The organism is Phaeobacter sp. A36a-5a, assembly GCF_037911135.1.
Taxonomy (GTDB): Bacteria; Pseudomonadota; Alphaproteobacteria; order Rhodobacterales; family Rhodobacteraceae; genus Phaeobacter; species Phaeobacter bryozoorum.
The window spans coordinates 652,206-669,643 of record NZ_JBBLYU010000001.1 but is presented as its reverse complement, the minus strand read 5'-3'; the positions used below and the strand labels follow the sequence as shown (position 1 = coordinate 669,643).

Genomic DNA, 17,438 nt, shown 5'->3' with positions numbered 1-17,438 from the left:
GCGCGGCGATCAGGGGTTTTGCCTGGAGTGGTTTCTGGATCGGTCGGAAAACAGAAACGGGTGACCCTGATGAACCAGATGAATTTTGACCACGCCACCACCACGACAACTGCGGCCACCGAAGTCTTCCCAACCTACCACGCCGAGGAACTGGCCCGTGGCGGGAACCAGGCCCGCATTCTGCTCAACGGCCAGATCTACAGCCTGCGGATCACCCGCGCCGGAAAGCTGATCCTGACAAAATGATTTCCAATACTGCAACAGCCGCATCTGCGGTCTCACGGGGCGGGGCCACTGTTGGTCTGCTGACCGACTTGCCCGCCCTGGAAGCCATGGCCGTGCGCCATCTGCGCCACTGGTTCAGCGGGGCCGAAACCCGCATCGCCCTGCGCCACCAGCTGCAAGACCTGCTTGGCCCGGTTCTTGGCCGTCAGACCTATGAGAATTTTGGCCGCCTCTGCAACTTCTGCGTGACCGAAGGCCGCCGCCCGCTGGTGCGCCACGGGATGACCTGCACCTGCCTTGGCGCTGACGAAAACTGCTTTGCCAATCTGGTCGCCGCCGCCGCGCGTGGCGAATATGAGGATGCCAATCTCTTTGCCGCGCTGATCGTGCAGCCCCGACAGGCGCAGCGCGCCACCGTTCTCGCTGCCAAGATCGGCCTGGTACTCGACCAGCTCGCGGATCGGCAGGCCCGCCCCTCCGCGCATCCGGCACCGCTCACCCCGCTGTCGGCAACTCTTCACTGACGGTCCGGCGCCGACCGGCACCCGTCGCTTAACCCGTTCCACTTTACCCGTTTCGACGACCACCTAAGGACCAACCAGATGACATCGCATTTCCTCGCAGGCACCGCTGTTGCAGCGCTCGCCACAGTTGCGGCTCCCGCTTTTGCGGCCGACAAGGCTGAGGTGCTGACCACCTACGCAAATATTGCCCAGGCCAAATACCAGGACAGCCTTGAAACCGCCAAAACCCTGCAAACAGCCGTGGACAGCCTGATCGCTGAACCCTCCGCCGAGGCGCTGGAAGCCGCCCGCAAGGCCTGGCTCGCCGCCCGCGTGCCGTATCAGCAGTCCGAGGTGTTCCGCTTTGGCAATGCCATCGTTGACGACTGGGAAGGCAAGGTGAACGCCTGGCCGCTGGATGAAGGCCTGATTGATTATGTCGATGCCAGCTATGGCGGTCCGACCGATGAAAACACCCTCGCCGCGCTGAACATCATCGCCAATCCGAGCTTTGAGCTGTCCGGCACCACCATCGACGCCAGCGCCATCACCCCCGAACTGCTGGAAACCACCCTGCATGAGGCCGACGGCGTCGAGGCCAATGTCGCCACCGGCTATCACGCCATCGAATTCCTGCTCTGGGGGCAGGACTTGAACGGCACCGACCATGGCGCAGGCACCCGCGCCTGGACCGATTTCGCCGCAGGCGAGGACTGCACCAACGGCAACTGCGACCGCCGGGGCGACTACCTGAAGGCGGCGACCGATCTGCTGATCTCCGATCTGGAGTGGATGGCCGCACAGTGGAGCACCGAAGGCGAAGCCCGCGGCACGCTTCTGTCGGACGAAAACGCGGGCATCACCGCCATGCTGACCGGCATGGGCTCGCTCTCCTACGGCGAGACCGCAGGCGAACGTATGCGCCTTGGCCTGATGCTGAACGACCCCGAGGAAGAGCATGACTGCTTCTCCGACAATACCCACAACAGCCACTACTACGACGGTCTGGGCGTGCAGAATGTCTATCTCGGCGAATATATCCGCGCCGATGGCAGCCTGATCTCCGGCGCCTCGCTTTCCGATCTGGTGCAGGATATCGACCCGGCGCTGGACGCTGAAATGCGCAGCAAGCTTGCGACCACCATGCGTGCGCTGGGTCAGATCAAAACCGCAGCCGAGGCTGGTTTCTCCTACGACCAGATGCTGGAACAGGGCAATGAGGCCGGCGAGGCGCTGATCATGGGCGGCGTCAACGGTCTGGTCGATCAGACCCGCTCCATCGAACGGGTGGTCACCGCGCTGGACCTCGACGGCGTCGCCATCGAAGGCTCCGACTCGCTCGACAACCCATCGGCGGTTTTCCAGTAACCCCGCAAACACTGCGCCAGCAGCACTGATCAGGCAGGGGCCGCGCATCGCGTGGCCCCTCTATCCGGGGGTCGGCCCGCCGGTCCGCTGCCTCCCGGACCCGCCCCGGCCCACCGGGGCACTTTAGTGCCCCGGCAAGAGTTGATGCCAGCTGCGGTTCCCCCTATCCATGGAAAGGAGGCACAGCGCCCGCCCAAGAAAAGTTGTCCTGCCCGTATGCGAGTTGTCCCGCCGCCCTGCCGTCCGCGCCTGCCCTCCCTCGTGGTGGGGCTCAGCCTGATCGCACTGGCCGCGCCGCTTGCGCCCGCCTCGGCAAATCCGCAGGCCACCCCGCTGTCAAAGACCCTCACCGGGGATGTTGCCAATACCACGGCGCGCCAATCCTCCCCCTTTGACATCCTGACTGACGCGCATCTCGCCACCCTTCCCCGCACCGCCCAGGAACAGACCCGCATCCGCGCCGTCACCCGCCCGGCAGATCAGTTCGACCAGACCGAACCCTATGAGGCGCTGCCCGCAGGGGCCGCCACCGTCCGCGCCCGCACCGATGACGAGGCGTTTTCGCAGCACAGCGCCAATCTCAGCTTCGAGGAAGAGCTGGAATTCAAGCTCGGCAACGGGCTGTTCAAGAAAATCTGGGTCTTCTCCCCCGCCTCCACCCTGGCCTCCGACGGGCTGGGCCCGCTCTACAATTCCCGCGCCTGCCAGCGCTGCCACCTGAAGGACGGACGCGGCCATGTGCCGGATAGGCCGGACTATGCCTCGACCACGATGTTCCTGCGCGTCTCTGTTCCCGGCCCGGTGCCAGAGCAGATGCAAACCATCGCCGACTATATCGGCACCGCGCCAGAGCCGACCTATGGCGGCCAGATGCAGGATTTCTCCGCCCCCGGCATCGCCCCGGAATACCGCCTCGGCGTCACCTACACCGAAGACACCATCGCACTTGCAGGCGGCGAGACGGCCACCCTGCAACGCCCCGAGTACAGCGCCAATACCCTCGGCTATGGCCCGCTGCACCCCGATGCCATGCTCTCCCCCCGCGTCGCCCCCAGCATGATCGGCCTCGGCCTGCTGGAGGCGATCCCGGCCGCCGACATTCTGGCGGGCGCCGACGAGGATGACAGCAACGGCGACGGCATTTCCGGGCGCGCCAATCTGGTCTGGTCGGTAGAGCACAACCGGATCATGCTCGGCCGCTTTGGCTACAAGGCCGGGCAGCCCACGGTGCATGAACAATCCGCCGCCGCCTTCTCCGGCGATATCGGCATCTCCACGCCGCTGTTTCCTGCCCATGCAGGCGATTGCACCACCGCACAGACCAGCTGCCGCAGCGCGCCCCATGGCGGTGATGACATCCGCGAGACCGAGATCGACCAGCCCAATATGGATCTGGTCACCTTCTACAGCCGCAACCTCGGCGTGCCAGCGCGCCGCACCCCGGACGACCCCGCCGTGCTGCGCGGCAAGGCGCAGTTCTACGGCGCAGGCTGCACCAGCTGTCATACACCGAAATTCGTCACCAACCGGCTGGAGGCGCAACCCGCGCAGAGCTTCCAGCTGATCTGGCCCTATAGCGACCTCTTGCTGCATGACATGGGCGACGGCCTTGCCGACAACCGCCCCGAAGCCCGCGCCACCGGGCGCGAATGGCGCACCGCGCCGCTCTGGGGGCTGGGGCTGGTGCAGCAGGTCAATCCCCGCGCAGGTTTCCTGCATGATGGTCGCGCCCGCACCCTGCTGGAGGCAATCCTCTGGCATGGCGGCGAAGCCCAATCCGCCCGAGACACCGTGGTGGGCCTTGCGCCCGAAGACCGCGCCGATCTGATCCGCTTTCTGGAGTCGCTCTGATGCCCGCATCCCCCAACGCCACCCCCGCGCCATCGCGCCGCTGCCGCGCGCTCCTCACCGGTCTCGCTCTGGCCGCAACCCTTGGCGCAACCCTCCCCGCGCCGCCGCTGATGGCCCAGACCGCGGCGCCGCTTCAGATCACCGCGCCGGAGCTGCCGCCCGCGTCGCTCAGCCGCGCGCTTCAGGTGGACTGGATCCTGACCCACCACATCCTCCCCGGCTTTGACGAGCTGGCCGCCCATAGCACCACCCTGGCAGAGGTCGGCGCCCGCCACTGCACCCCGGATGATCCGGCCCTGCGCGATGCCTTCGGCCGTGCCTTTGATGCCTGGATCAAAGTCAGCCATCTGCGCTTTGGTCCCACCGAAACCGACAATCGTGCCTTTGCCCTCGCCTTCTGGCCCGACAGCCGCAACAAGATCCCCGGCACCCTGCGCCGCGCCGTCACCGAAACCCCGCGCGAAGAGCTGACCACCCCCGAGATCTTTGCCAGCCAATCGGTGGCCCTGCGCGGGTTCTATGCGCTGGAATATCTGCTGTTCGATGCGGACATGCAGACCGAAGGCAGCGCCGCACAACGCTGCGCGTTGGTGGCCGCCATCTCCAGCGATATCGCCCGCACCAGTGCCGCGATCCGCAACGACTGGCACACCAGCTATGCCGCAACGCTGGTGACCGCCGGGCCGGGCTATCGCTACCGGTCCCAGGCGGAAATCCGGCAGGAGCTGTTCAAAACCCTCACCACCGGGTTTCAGGTGCTCTCCGACATGCGGCTGGGCCGTCCGCTGGGCCAGTTCGACGCCCCCCGCCCCAACCGCGCCGAGGCCCGCCGCTCCGCCCGCAGCCAGCGCCATATCGCGCTGAACCTCGCCGCGATGGAACCGCTTGCCCTTGCCCTTGCGGCGGGCGACCCCGCGCTGATGCAGGATATCGACGCAGGCTTTGCCAAGGCGCTGAAACGCGCCTCCGCGCTGGACGATCCGTCCCTCGCCGGGGTTGCCAATCCCGCCCGCCGCTTTCGCATCGAAGCCCTACAGCAGGATATCAACGACCTGCGCGACCTGATCTCCACCCGGCTGGGCGCGGCCCTTGGCGTCACTGCCGGGTTCAACTCGCTCGACGGGGACTGATCCATGGCAGGCCCCTCCCGTCGCGGCTTTCTCGCCGGTCTACTCGCCGCAGGCATGGCCCCGCAGGCCAGCTGGGCCGACCTTGGCCACCCGGCCTATCTCGCCGCCGGTAAAACCCCCGATGGCAGCTTCCTCCTCGCCGGTCTGGACCGCAGCGGCGCCATCCTGTTCCGCCACGCCCTGCCCGCCCGTGGCCATGCCGCAGCCGCACACCCCAGCCGCCCCGAAGCCGTCGCCTTTGCCCGCCGCCCCGGTCAGTTCGCAGATGTGATCGACTGCCGCAACGGCGCGGCGCTGGCGCGGCTGACGCCACCGACCGGGCATCATTTCTACGGCCACGGCGTCTTCTCACCGGACGGCGCCTATCTGTTCACCACCGAAAACGCCTATGAAAGTGGCGATGGTCGCATCGGGATCTGGGACGCCAGCGCGGGCTACCGCCGCATTGGCGATCATGCCTCCGGCGGGATCGGACCGCATGATATCCGCCTGCGCACCAGCCCTGACGGCCAGCACAATCTGGTGGTGGCCAACGGCGGCATCCAGACCCACCCCGACAGCGGCCGCGCAAAGCTGAACCTCGCCACCATGCAGCCCACCCTCAGCTACCTCAGCCTTGATGGCACCCTGGACGATCAGCTGATCCTGAACGCCGACATGCGCCTGAACTCGATCCGCCACCTTGCCATCAGCGCCTCCGGCACCGTCGGCTTTGCGATGCAGTGGCAGGGCGATGCGGGCGCCGATCTGCCAATCATCGGCCTGCACAATCCCGGCTCCGCCCCCCGCCTGATGGCCGAGGATGACCCCCGCCTGCGCAATCTTGATGGCTATGGCGGCTCCCTCGCCTTTTCCCGTGATGGAACACAGATCGCCGTCACCTCGCCACGCGGCGGCGTGGTGCAGATCGCCGACTGCGCCAGCGGCGCGCTGCGGCATGAGGTCCGGCTGGCCGACGTCTGCGGACTCACTGGCGCGGGCGCGGGCTTTATCGTGACCACCGGCGCCGGTGAGGTCAGCACGATCCGCAACGGCACGCTGACCCATCTGGGCCGGGCCGATCTCGCCTGGGACAATCATCTGGTTCCAATCTCCTGACGCGCCCCAGCAGAAAGCAAAACGAAAGCAAAACGAAAATAACTCGTGACTTTTCGCAATCGGAGGCCTAGACAAGCCTGCGAGAGGACGGGCTATGGACGCAACCGAAAGACAAACGGCAATTCTGGACCTGCTGACCCGGCAGGGCCGGGTCGAGGTCGAGGACCTCGCCCAGCGCTTTGGCGTCTCATTACAAACCATCCGCACCGACCTGCGCGATCTGGCCGCCCGTGGCGCCCTCTCCCGCGTGCACGGCGGCGCGGTGCGCAGCAGCAGTGGCGCCAGCCGCGACTACGCCGAACGGCGCAAGCTGAACGCCCGCGGCAAACGCGCCATGGCGGCCCTTGCCGCTGATCTGATCCCTGACAACTGCGCCATCACCCTCAATATCGGCACCTCCACCGAACAGGTCGCGCGCGCGCTCTCCGGCCATCGCGGCCTCACGGTGCTCTCCAATAATATCAACATTATCAATATGATGATGGAGGATGAGAGTAAGGAACTGATACTTGTCGGCGGTGCCATCCGGCAAAGCGATGGCGCCATCGTGGGCGAGGACGCGCTGGAATTTATCGCCCGCTACAAGGTCGATATCGCCGTTATCGGCGCTTCGGCCATGGACGCCGACGGTGCCATTCTCGACCATGATGCACGCGAAGTCTCGGTTGCCCGCGCCATCCTGAAGAACGCCCGCAAACGGGTGTTGGTCTGCGACGGCAGCAAGTTCGAGCGCACCGCCCCGGTCCGCATCTGCGATGTTGCCGATCTTGACGTGGTGATCACCGACCGCCCCGTCCCCCCTGAATTCTCCCGCGCAGCCGAGGCTGCGGACACGCAAATCCTCTGGGTTGGCGAAAACGAAAGTAGCGAAAATGCCTGATACTCACGCGCAAGACCAGATCACCGATCTTTTCATCATCGGCGGCGGCATCAACGGCTGCGGCATCGCCCGCGACGCCGCAGGGCGCGGCCTGTCGGTGGCGCTGGCCGAAATGAACGACCTCGCCTCCGCCACCTCCTCGGCCTCCACCAAACTGTTCCACGGCGGCCTGCGCTACCTTGAATACTTCGAATTCCGTCTGGTCCGCGAGGCGCTGATCGAACGCGAGGTGCTGCTGAAGGCGATGCCGCATATCTCCTGGCCGATGCGTTTTGTCCTGCCGTTCCACAAGGACATGCGCTTTGACAACACCACACCGACGTCGAAACTGCTGACCACCTTTCTGCCGTGGATGAAGGGCCGCCGCCCCGCCTGGCTGATCCGCCTTGGCCTGTTCATGTACGACAGCCTCGGCAAACGCGGCATCCTGCCCGGCACCTCCAAACTGGATCTCGCCAGCGACCCCGCAGGCCGCCCGCTGGACCCGAAGTTCAAGACCGCCTTTGAATATTCCGACTGCTGGATTGAAGACGCCCGTCTTGTGGTGCTGAATGCCCGCGACGCCGAGGCCCGCGGCGCCGAGATCATGACCCGCACCAAGGTCACCGGCGCCCAGCGTCGCGATGACCACTGGGTGATCCAGCTTCAGGATATCGCCACCGGCGAGACCTTCGAACGGCGCGCAAAGATGCTGGTCAATGCCGGCGGCCCATGGGTTGCCGATGTGCTGCGCCAGAAACTGGGCCAGAACAGCCGCGAAAGCGTACGGCTGGTGCGCGGCAGCCATATCGTGGTCCCGAAACTCTACGATCACGGGCGCTGCTATTTCTTTCAGGGCACCGATGGCCGCATCATCTTCGCGATTCCCTACGAAGAGGACTACACGCTGATCGGCACCACCGATGCCGACCACCCGGATCCCGAAACCGCCCCGACCTGCACGCCCGAGGAGCAGGATTACCTGATCAATTTCGCCTCGCAGTATTTCGCCAATCCGCTCAGCCGTGACGATATCGTCTGGACCTATTCCGGCGTGCGTCCGCTTTATGACGATGGTGCCAGCTCGGCCACCGCTGCCACGCGCGAATACGTGCTGACGCTGGACAACACTGCCGCGCCGCTGCTGAATGTCTTTGGCGGCAAGATCACCACCTACCGCAAACTGGCCGAGGCCGCGCTGGAGAAAATCGGCACCCAGTTTCCCGACCTCCCCCGCGACTGGACCGCAGGTGTCGCCCTGCCCGGCGGCGATTTCCCGGTCGGCGATGTGGCGAAACTCACCGCGAAACTGGCGCAGGACTATCCCTTCCTCAGCCCCTACGCGACCCGCCGCCTGATCCGCGCCTATGGCACCGAGGCCTGGGACGTATTGGGCGAGGCAACCTCAGCCGAGGATCTTGGCCAGGCTTTTGGCGCCACCATCACCGCGCGTGAACTCGACTGGACCATCGCCCGCGAATGGGTCCGCACCGGCGAGGATTACCTCCTGCGCCGCACCAAACTCGCCCTGCGCCTGACCGAGGAGGAGCGCGCCGCGGTTGACGGCTATATCCGTGCAAGGGCCGCCGATCTGACCGCCTGAGGTCCAGTTGCAGAGCGGGCGCGCCTCAGCTCGTTTCAGCCTGCGCGGCTTAACCCCGCGGCAACACATCCCAGCCCTATGCGCCCGCAGCCTGCGCAACGCCTACAAAAAGTATCAGCCCCCCTGTCCGATTGTTTCGCACGCGAAACATTTGGTCAGAGGGGCTGACATTGTTGGCAGCAAGAGCGGCAATGCCCGGGGTGAGCAAGCGTTGCCATATTTCTTCGGTCAACAATCCGCAGCGGCCTTCGTCCGGCGCGGCCTGCCGGTGCTATGTCCCGGCACGACCCAAGGATCTCTCGCGCCTCATGCGGTCTGATCTGCGGGCGACGGATCGTTGGAGCACAGCTTGCTGATGTGCTGAAGCCGCTGCGAGATACGCTGCTGGAATCGTCCCAGCTGGTCGATGATGTCAGACAGAGAATGACCATCCTCGGGAAGCCGCGCGCTTTCGATTTTGCACAGCACCCGCGTCGAACTCAGCCCCAGCAGCTGGCGCTGCATGTTTTCGCAGATCTTGGTGATTCGCTCCGCCTCGCGGTTCACATCCGACAGCTGTGTGCGAGCATGTTCTTCCTGTACCATGGCTAGCGCCCGCAGCAGCGATTGCTCATGCGCCCGGCCCTCCTCACCCAGCACTGCATGATTTTCGCTTTGAAGCTGCTTGCTGCATTCACTGAAAATACGTACGACGCCTGCCACGAACAGGCTCTGGCTGACCTGCCCCTTGATCTTTGAAAAATTGCTGTCCTTGCCCATAACATGGGTGGCGAACCAGTTCGACATCTCCTGCGAGATGGACCCGTAGTTCTGTGACAGCACGGTCACCGGGCCGCCCGACGGTTCAATCCGCGACGCAAGGACCCGCAGGTTGTGGGGAATGGTGCGCATCGCCGCAAAATCGTCGATCAGACCACGGGTTTCTTCTGCAAGAACATCCGAGTTTGCGAGCATGGTCCGCAGGCGTTCAATCGCCAGATCAGGCGCATTTTCCATCCCCTGATCGCGGGCCGCCAGCTCATCTGCCAGCGCGTTGGCGGCAAACTGCTGGTAGTTCTCAAAACCCAGTTCACGACACCAGTCCAGCAGCCTGTCACGGCTTTCCTCAGGGCTGAGCCCGCCGTCCTGCTCGGCTTTCAGCAGATCCGCATAGCCTTGTGCAATCTTATCAAACAGTTTGCTGGTCGGTTTGATCCGCGCCGAAAGAAACCCCTCTTCGCAGGGGACAACAACTGCATAAACCCAGTAGTGCAGCCCATCGCGGGACTTGTTCTTTATGTAGCCGCCAAAGAAATCGCCGGCCTGGATGGTCTCCCAGAACAGCTGGAACACCCCGCGCGGCATATCCTCGTGGCGGATGATCTTATGTGGCGCTCCGATCAGATCGCCCCACGGGTAGTCTGACACCCGCCGGAAAATCTCGTTTCCGATTTGAATAACCCCACGGCCATCCGTTCTGGAGTAGAATACTTCATTGAGCGCAAAGGGAGCCTCTCCCCTGAGCGGGCGCGCTTCGATCCGGCTGTCCATGAACGTCAAAGTGATTTCCCATCGCTACTTGTGTAGGTGACCTGCCTAAACCTTGTGCGTTACACAGCCGTAAATTCACCGTGGAAAATCGAGATAAATTTCAAGAATTCGGACTCTCCCGGCCCGGAGCCCGCCCTGCGGGTCCGCTTTCACCGCCTGCCACCGACCCCGCATCCGAACAACAATCGCCAACAAAAAAAGCCCCCGCAAAATAGTGCAGGAGCTTTCCGCCTCATGTCACGATCACGTCAGAAAATCAGAACTCCACACCCTTCTGGGCTTTGATGCCGTCGCGGAAAGGATGTTTGATCTGACCCATTTCGGTGACCAGATCGGCGATCTCGATCAGCTCTTCCTTGGCGTTGCGACCGGTCAGGACGACATGGGTCATCGGCGGTTTCTCGGTCTCAAGGAATTCTACCACATCGGCAATGTCGATGTAGTCATAGCGCAGCGCGATATTGATTTCATCGAGGAGCACCATGGCGTTGCGCTCGTCGCGGATCATCTCCTTGGCCTTCTCCCAGCCCTTCTGCGCGGCGGCAATATCGCGCGCCTTGTCCTGGGTCTCCCAGGTAAAGCCTTCGCCCATCGCGTAGAACTGGCACAGCTCGCTGAAGTTCTCCTCGATCAGGGTGCGTTCACCGGTCTGCCAGGCGCCTTTGATGAACTGCACCACTGCCGACGGCATCCCATGGGCAATGCAGCGCATGATCATGCCAAATCCGGAGCTGGACTTGCCCTTGCCCGGACCGGTGTGGACGATGATCAGCCCCTTTTCGCCATCCTTGTTCTGCATCATGCGGTCGCGGGCGGCCTTCTTCTTGGCCATTTTCGCCGCATGGCGTGCCGCTTCTGCTTCGGAAATGTCGGTCTCGGGCGTATCGCTCATTGTGGCTCTCCTACTGGTTCGCCCATCTCTTGACAAAGACAGGGGCAATGGCGCAAGGGGGTTTTGTTGGTTCCTGCCATTTGGCAGGCGAAGAGGGAATGTGACAGTTGGGCCATCAGGGTCCGTCAAAGCACAGCCGCCCCCGCGACCGTGACCGGAGAGGTCTCCGACGCCACTGAGTACCACTCGGGAAGGCAGGATGACCGTCAGGACCCGAAAAAGGTCCTGGCATCCGCAAGCCGGGAGACCTGCCAACGCACGAAATGCAACGGGCGGACGGGGTGTTCCGCGACCGGCTGGGATCCGCGCGCGACCCTCGCGCCCCCGCTGGCCCGCAGCCCCCTCGCTGAACCAAGTGAAGGGCGCTCATGGCCGAGGTAACATTGACGATCTGCACCACCTGCCGTCGCGGCGAGGTGACCGACCCGGAGGCCCCCCGCCCCGGTGCCCGTATGCTGGCCGCCCTGCAAGAGGCCGATCTGCCCGAAGGCGTTGCGGTGCGCGGTGTCGAATGCCTCTCAGCCTGTACCCGTGGCTGTTCCATGGTGCTGAGCGGCGGCGACGCCCGCTGGAGCTACATCTACGGTGATCTTGATCCCGACGAGCATGTGCCCGACATCCTGAGCGGCGCTGCCGCCTATGCCGCCACCACGGATGGTCTGGTGCCCTGGCGCGAACGCCCCGTGGTGTTCCGCAAGCAATCCATCGCCCGTATCCCGCCTGCGCCGGCACCTGCGGCGACCTCTCCCACTCCTCCCTCCTTATCCAAGGACTGACCCCATGAGCGATCTGAACAAAATCCCCGTCACCGTCATCACCGGCTTCCTTGGTGCGGGCAAAACCACCCTGATCCGCCATCTGATGCAGAACCCGCAGGGCAAGCGTCTGGCCGTGGTGGTCAATGAATTTGGCACCGCCGGTGTGGACGGTGAAATCCTGAAATCCTGCGCCGATGAGAACTGCCCGGCGGAGAACATCATGGAGCTCGCCAACGGGTGTATCTGCTGCACCGTGGCCGATGATTTCATCCCCACCATCGAACAGCTGATGAACCTGCCGGAAAAACCCGATCACATCGTGATCGAAACCTCCGGTCTGGCGCTGCCGAAACCGCTGCTGAAGGCCTTTGACTGGCCCGCGATCCGGTCGCGCATCACCGTGGATGGCGTGGTTGCGCTGGCCGACGCCGAAGCGGTCGCCAAGGGCCAGTTCGCCACCGATCTGGATGCGGTGCAGGCCCAGCGGGAAGCCGATGAGGGCATCGACCATGAAACCCCGCTGTCGGAGCTGTTCAAGGATCAGATCTCCTGCGCGGACATCATCCTGTTGTCGAAGGCCGATCTGGCCGGTGAAGAGGGCCTGGACAAGGCCCGCGCGATGATCGAGGCCGAAGCGCCGCGCAAACTGCCGATCCTGTCGATGTCCGAAGGCGTGATCGACCCGCGCGTCATTCTGGGACTTGAGGCCGCGGCCGAAGACGATCTGGATGCGCGCCCGTCGCACCATGAGCATCATCACCACCATGACGATGATCACGACCACGATCACGATCACGATCATCACCACCATGATCACAGCCATGACGATTTTGATACAATCGTGGTCGACCTCGGCGAAGTTTCCGATCCGCAGGCATTGCAAGATGCCATCGTGAAACTCGCCCGCGAGCGCAATATCCTGCGCGTCAAAGGTTATGTGGCGGTGGAAGGAAAACCGATGCGGATGCTTGTTCAGGCCGTGGGCGAACGCCTGCGCGCGCAATATGACCAGCCCTGGGGTGACATGCCCCGGCGCACCCAGCTGGTGGTGATTGCCGAGCATGACAACATCGACGCCGCCGCCATCCGCGCCGAGCTGGGGGCCTGAGCCGATGCCGGTCGGGCGCATTCGCACCCTCCCAGGCTCGGACGCAGCCCACAGAGCGCCCGCCGCCTGCCAGAATACAAAGGCCTGACCCATGCATGTCGTCTTCCGCGAAAGCCACGGCCTCGACGAGAGTGATACACCACAGGATCTGGGGCAGACGCCTGCGGACCTTGTGGTGCTCTCGTTCTCCGACAGCGATCTCGGGGCCTTTGCGGCGGGCTGGCACCGGGCCGAGGGCAAGCTGCCCAGCCTGCGCCTTGCCAATCTGGTGGCGCTGAAACACCCGCTCTCGGTCGATGTCTATGCCGAACAGACACTGGAGGGCGCCAAGGGCGTTCTGGTACGTCTGATCGGCGGCGAAAGCTACTGGTCCTACGGGCTTGCCACGCTACAGGATCTGGCGCGGCGCAAGGGCATCGCGCTGGCGATCCTGCCGGCTGACGGGCGCGAAGATGCCCGTCTGGACGCCCTCTCGACGCTGCCGGTTTCAACTCTGCGCCGTCTCCAGCATCTATGTGATGCCGGCGGTGCGGTGGCGGCACAGGCGGCACTTGCCCAGCTATCGCTGGCGGCGGGGCTTTATGCTGGTCCGGTCCTTGGCCTCAAGAGCACGCCCGAACATGGGTTCTATGACCCGGAAAAAGGCGTGCTGGCGGATCTGCCGGCGCAGGACAAACCTCTCATATTGGTGAGTTTCTACCGCTCCTATCTGACGGCCGCCGATACCGCCCCGGTGGATGCGCTGATCAATGAGCTGCGCGGGCGGGGCTATGCGGCCTATGGCGCCTTTGCTGCCAGCCTCAAGGCACCGGCCAGCGCGGACTGGCTGCGTGACAAACTGCCCGGACTGGCGCCGGCAGCCATCGTGAACGCCACCGCCTTCTCGGCGCAGGGCACCGATGGCAGCGCGTCGCCGCTCTCCACCACCGGCTGTCCGGTGTTCCAGGTCGCCCTGTCCACCGCGCGGCGCAAGGACTGGACCGAGGCGGATCGCGGGCTGTCCCCGGCCGATCTAGCCATGCATGTGGTGCTGCCCGAGGTGGATGGCCGCATTTTCGCCGGGCTGGTCAGCTTCAAGGCGCCGGGCAAGAAAGACCCGGATCTGCAATATTCCCGCTTTGCCCATCGCGCCGATCCCGGCCGCATCACCGCAGCCGTTGACCGGATCGAGGGCTGGCTGCGGCTGGCGAAGCTGCCCAATGCCGACAAACGTCTGGCGCTGGTGCTGTCCACCTATCCGGGCCGCGATCACAATCTGGCCCATGCGGTGGGACTGGATGCGCTGGCCTCCTGCGATGAAATCCTGCGCGAGCTCTGGGATCAGGGCTATGTCGTGGAACCGCTGGAAAGCACCGGCCTGCGGCTGATGGCGGAGACGCAGACCATCTCGCTACAGGGCTACCGGGCTGCGCTGGCGACCCTGCCGAAGGTGTTGCAGGACAGGCTGTCGGAGGCCTGGGGTGCCGCTGAGGAAGACCCGGATTGCCGCGATGGTGCCTTTCACTTCAAGGCGTTGCGGGCAGGCAAGGCGCTGATCGCGCTGCAACCCGAACGCGGCGAGGTCAAGACCCGCGTCGATGATTACCACGATCTCGACCGCACCCCGCGCCATGCCTATGTGGCGTTTTACATCTGGCTGCGCAGCCAGTCCGACGCCATTGTCCACATCGGCGCCCATGGCACGCTGGAGTGGCTGCCGGGCAAGGCCGTCGCCCTGTCCGAGCACTGCTGGCCCGAGGTGCTGACCGGGCCGCTGCCTGTCGCCTATCCCTTTATCGTCAATGATCCGGGCGAGGCCGCACAGGCCAAGCGCCGCATTGGCGCCGTCACCCTGGGCCATCTGCCGCCGCCGCTGGCGCAGACCAATCTGCCCGCAGGCATGGCGCGGCTGGAAAGCCTGCTTGATGAATATTCCACCGCTGACGGATTGGATCCGGCCCGCCGCGACCGGCTGATCGACAGCATCCGGGCCGAGGCGCAGGGCACAGGCGTGGAGGCTGATCTGGGCCTCACGCCCGACACCTCGCCCGCCGAGGCGATCACCCGGATCGACGCCTTTGTCTGCGACATCAAGGAAAGCCAATATGGGGAAGGGCTGCATATCTTTGGCACCGGTCAATGCGGCGCTGAGGAACGCGCCGGGCTGGTGGCCGCGCTGAATGGCCAGATGGTGGCCCCCGGCCCCTCCGGCTCGCCGTTTCGCGGCCGTACGGATGTGATCCCGACCGGGCGCAACCTCTTTACCACGGATCCCCGCGCGGTGCCGTCGCGCGCGGCGCAGGCGCAAGGGGTCAAGCTGGCAGAAGAGCTGCTGCGCCGCCATCTTCAGGACCATGGCGACTGGCCACGCGGGCTGGTGATTGATCTCTGGGGCTCGGCCACCATGCGCACCGCGGGCGAGGAATTTGCCATGGCGCTGCATCTGGCGGGGCTGGCGCCCAAGTGGGACGAAGGCTCCGAGCGCGTCTCCGGTTTCGAGGTGCTGCCGCTCTCGATGCTGAACCGGCCACGCATTGATGTCACCCTGCGGGTCTCCGGTCTGTTCCGTGACGTCTTCCCCGGTCTGGCGCAGATGTTCGAGGCCGCCGCCGCCGCGCTGGCAGGCCGCGAGGAAAGCGCGAGCGACAATCCCTATCTGGCGCAGACGCCCCGCGTCTTTGGCCCGAAACCGGGTCAATATGGCCTGTCGATGAACCCGCATCTGGATGACTACAGCGACGCGGCCCGCGCGGCAGCGGGCGAGGCCTGGCTCAACGCGTCGTCGCACGCGATTGATGCCAAGGGCACCATCACCGATGCCCGCGAGGCCCTGGAGATCCGGCTGCAAACCACGGATAGTTTTGTGCACCTGCAGGATCTGCCGGAAACCGACCTGCTGGTGGCCTCGGATTATGCCGCGCATGAGGCCGGATTTGCCGCCGCCATGGCGCGCATCGGCCAAAAGGCACCGGCGCTCTACCACATGGATGCCACCCGGCCTGACAAACCGCAGGCGCGCAGCTTGGGCGAGGAGATCGCCCGCGTGACGCGCGCCCGCGCCGCCAATCCCGATTGGGCCACCTCGATGATGAACCACGGCTTTCGCGGCGCGGCGGAAATCGCGGCGACACTGGATCATATGGCGGCCTTTGCCCATCTGGCGCAGGTGGTGCAGCCGCATCTCTTTGATCTCTATTTCGAGGCCACTTTGGGCCGCGAGGATCTGGTCGACTTCATGGAGCGCGAGAACCCCGACGCGCTGGCTGCCATGCGCGACCGCTTTCGCGCGCTGTTTGATGCCGGCCTGTGGAGCACGCGGCGCAACTCGATCATGGCTGAGCTGGAGGGCGCGGTGTGAGTGAGCAAGCCGCCTCCCCAGCGCCCAAAGTCTATGGCTGGTGTCCCGGTGCGCTGCGTCCGATGATGTCGGGCGACGGTCTGGTGGTGCGGGTGCGCGCAGCTTTGGGGCGGCTCACACCGGATCAGGCGCGCGGTCTGGCCGATCTGGCGCAGCGCTGTGGATCCGGCATTGTCGATATTTCCGCCCGCGCCAATCTGCAACTGCGCGGCATTCGCGAGGACGCCCATCTGCCACTGATCGCAGGTCTTGGCGATCTGGGTCTGGTCGATGAGGACGCAGAGGCCGAAGCGCGTCGCAATATCACCCTGACGCCGTTCTGGCGCGCAGGCGACGACAGCCACCAGATTGCGCAGACGCTGGCCGCCGCGCTGACGGCGGCCAGCGATCTGGCGCTTCCCGGCAAGTTCGGCTTTGCCGTGGACTGTGGTGACCTGCCCGTGCTGGCCGAGACAGCCGCAGATATCCGCATCGAACGTGGCCCTGACGAGCTGATCCTGCGCGCCGATGGTGCAGACAGGGGCCTGCCGGTCACGGCTGACGGTGCCGCAGGCGACGCCCTCGCGCTGGCGCGCTGGTTTCTCGACCAAGGCGGCGCGTCCGAGGGGCGTGGCAGAATGCACCGGCTGATTGCGCGCCGCGGCCCCCCTGCGGCGCATGCGGCAACGGTCGGTGCCGCAACGTCTTCCCTCCGGCCTCTCCCGGGCGCATCGGCGCAGGGGCTGTTGGTGGCTTTGGAATTTGGCCAGATGCCTGCCCGCACGTTGGCGGCGCTGGCCGATCACGGCGCGCTGCGGCTCACCCCCTGGCGGATGCTGCTTGTCGAAGGCGCCAGCACCCTGCCCCCCCTGCCCGGCCTGATCCTGGATGCAACGGATCCCCGCCTGCGGGTGAGCGCCTGCACCGGGGCACCCGGCTGCCCGCAGGCGCGCGCGGCGACGCGCGCTCTGGCCCGCGATCTGGCCCCTGCGGTGCCTGCGGGCCTGCATCTGCATGTCTCCGGCTGCGCCAAAGGCTGTGCCCACCCCCGCCCCGCCGATCTGGTGCTGACCGCCACCGGTGACGACCAATTTGACCTGATCCGCAATGGCACTGCCGCCGATCACCCGCTAAACACCTCCCTGAGCGCCGCCCGCTTACGCGCCGCTCCAGACCTTATGACAGAGGGCAGCTGAT

The 17,438-nt window shown here is 65.0% G+C and carries 14 protein-coding genes and 1 riboswitch; of the genes, 12 read left to right on the top strand and 2 right to left on the bottom strand.

Translation table 11 applies throughout. The annotated features are described in order from the left end of the window. Window positions 1-78 precede the first annotated feature (78 nt). The 8 genes from hemP (at window position 79) to glpD (ending at window position 8,637) form a co-directional block, all read left to right on the top strand. Complete coding sequence (hemP, locus tag WLQ66_RS03100) at window positions 79-246, top strand: hemin uptake protein HemP (protein ID WP_317961085.1); 168 nt, start codon at window positions 79-81, stop codon at window positions 244-246. Continuing rightward, on the top strand, window positions 243-749 hold the full coding sequence (locus tag WLQ66_RS03095) for a hypothetical protein (RefSeq protein WP_340544905.1): 507 nt from the start codon (window positions 243-245) through the stop codon (window positions 747-749). The genes hemP and WLQ66_RS03095 overlap by 4 nt, the downstream gene beginning before the upstream one ends. A gap of 78 nt (window positions 750-827) precedes the next feature. Then, window positions 828-2,096 (top strand): imelysin family protein, encoded by a 1,269-nt coding sequence (locus WLQ66_RS03090; RefSeq protein WP_340544904.1) that lies wholly within the window; start codon window positions 828-830, stop codon window positions 2,094-2,096. A gap of 216 nt (window positions 2,097-2,312) precedes the next feature. Then, window positions 2,313-3,947, top strand: coding sequence for a di-heme oxidoreductase family protein (locus WLQ66_RS03085; protein ID WP_340544902.1), 1,635 nt, complete (start codon window positions 2,313-2,315; stop codon window positions 3,945-3,947). A 110-nt stretch (window positions 3,948-4,057) separates the two neighbouring features. Next, complete coding sequence (locus WLQ66_RS03080) at window positions 4,058-5,077, top strand: imelysin family protein (protein ID WP_374015627.1); 1,020 nt, start codon at window positions 4,058-4,060, stop codon at window positions 5,075-5,077. A 3-nt stretch (window positions 5,078-5,080) separates the two neighbouring features. Further along, a complete protein-coding gene (locus WLQ66_RS03075) occupies window positions 5,081-6,175 on the top strand; it encodes a DUF1513 domain-containing protein (RefSeq protein WP_340544899.1) in 1,095 nt (364 codons plus the stop codon). A gap of 94 nt (window positions 6,176-6,269) precedes the next feature. Then, window positions 6,270-7,055, top strand: a complete 786-nt coding sequence (locus tag WLQ66_RS03070; protein WP_340544898.1) for a DeoR/GlpR family DNA-binding transcription regulator — start codon at window positions 6,270-6,272, stop codon at window positions 7,053-7,055. Further along, complete coding sequence (glpD, locus tag WLQ66_RS03065; protein WP_340544897.1) at window positions 7,048-8,637, top strand: glycerol-3-phosphate dehydrogenase; 1,590 nt, start codon at window positions 7,048-7,050, stop codon at window positions 8,635-8,637. Before WLQ66_RS03070 ends, glpD begins: the two co-directional genes overlap by 8 nt. 306 nt (window positions 8,638-8,943) lie before the next feature. Here glpD and WLQ66_RS03060 read toward each other — a convergent pair whose 3' ends face one another. Then, window positions 8,944-10,176: a PAS domain-containing protein gene (locus tag WLQ66_RS03060; protein ID WP_340544895.1), complete on the bottom strand. Its 1,233-nt coding sequence runs from the start codon at window positions 10,174-10,176 to the stop codon at window positions 8,944-8,946. A 247-nt stretch (window positions 10,177-10,423) separates the two neighbouring features. Next, window positions 10,424-11,059 carry a cob(I)yrinic acid a,c-diamide adenosyltransferase gene (cobO, locus tag WLQ66_RS03055; protein WP_340544893.1) on the bottom strand — a complete coding sequence of 212 codons (636 nt, stop codon included), beginning with the start codon at window positions 11,057-11,059 and terminating at the stop codon, window positions 10,424-10,426. A 50-nt stretch (window positions 11,060-11,109) separates the two neighbouring features. After that, window positions 11,110-11,329, top strand: a riboswitch (cobalamin riboswitch). A 98-nt stretch (window positions 11,330-11,427) separates the two neighbouring features. Here cobO and WLQ66_RS03050 point away from each other — a divergent pair. The 4 genes from WLQ66_RS03050 (at window position 11,428) to cobG (ending at window position 17,437) form a co-directional block, all read left to right on the top strand. After that, window positions 11,428-11,835, top strand: coding sequence for a DUF1636 family protein (locus WLQ66_RS03050; protein ID WP_340544892.1), 408 nt, complete (start codon window positions 11,428-11,430; stop codon window positions 11,833-11,835). A gap of 4 nt (window positions 11,836-11,839) precedes the next feature. Beyond that, window positions 11,840-12,925: a cobalamin biosynthesis protein CobW gene (cobW, locus tag WLQ66_RS03045; protein ID WP_340544891.1), complete on the top strand. Its 1,086-nt coding sequence runs from the start codon at window positions 11,840-11,842 to the stop codon at window positions 12,923-12,925. 91 nt (window positions 12,926-13,016) lie between these two features. Next, complete coding sequence (gene cobN / locus WLQ66_RS03040) at window positions 13,017-16,262, top strand: cobaltochelatase subunit CobN (RefSeq protein WP_340544889.1); 3,246 nt, start codon at window positions 13,017-13,019, stop codon at window positions 16,260-16,262. Continuing rightward, window positions 16,259-17,437 carry a precorrin-3B synthase gene (cobG, locus tag WLQ66_RS03035; protein ID WP_340544888.1) on the top strand — a complete coding sequence of 393 codons (1,179 nt, stop codon included), beginning with the start codon at window positions 16,259-16,261 and terminating at the stop codon, window positions 17,435-17,437. The genes cobN and cobG overlap by 4 nt, the downstream gene beginning before the upstream one ends. Window position 17,438: the final 1 nt, after the last annotated feature.

Coding starts and splice junctions, on each gene's coding strand:
- cobN (WP_340544889.1), top strand. CDS start 13,017: ATGCATGTCGTCTTCCGCGAAAGCCACGGCCTCGACGAGAGTGATACA.
- glpD (WP_340544897.1), top strand. CDS start 7,048: ATGCCTGATACTCACGCGCAAGACCAGATCACCGATCTTTTCATCATC.
- hemP (WP_317961085.1), top strand. CDS start 79: ATGAATTTTGACCACGCCACCACCACGACAACTGCGGCCACCGAAGTC.
- WLQ66_RS03050 (WP_340544892.1), top strand. CDS start 11,428: ATGGCCGAGGTAACATTGACGATCTGCACCACCTGCCGTCGCGGCGAG.
- cobW (WP_340544891.1), top strand. CDS start 11,840: ATGAGCGATCTGAACAAAATCCCCGTCACCGTCATCACCGGCTTCCTT.
- WLQ66_RS03095 (WP_340544905.1), top strand. CDS start 243: ATGATTTCCAATACTGCAACAGCCGCATCTGCGGTCTCACGGGGCGGG.
- cobO (WP_340544893.1), bottom strand. CDS start 11,059: ATGAGCGATACGCCCGAGACCGACATTTCCGAAGCAGAAGCGGCACGC.
- WLQ66_RS03090 (WP_340544904.1), top strand. CDS start 828: ATGACATCGCATTTCCTCGCAGGCACCGCTGTTGCAGCGCTCGCCACA.
- WLQ66_RS03075 (WP_340544899.1), top strand. CDS start 5,081: ATGGCAGGCCCCTCCCGTCGCGGCTTTCTCGCCGGTCTACTCGCCGCA.
- WLQ66_RS03085 (WP_340544902.1), top strand. CDS start 2,313: ATGCGAGTTGTCCCGCCGCCCTGCCGTCCGCGCCTGCCCTCCCTCGTG.
- WLQ66_RS03070 (WP_340544898.1), top strand. CDS start 6,270: ATGGACGCAACCGAAAGACAAACGGCAATTCTGGACCTGCTGACCCGG.
- WLQ66_RS03080 (WP_374015627.1), top strand. CDS start 4,058: ATGGCCCAGACCGCGGCGCCGCTTCAGATCACCGCGCCGGAGCTGCCG.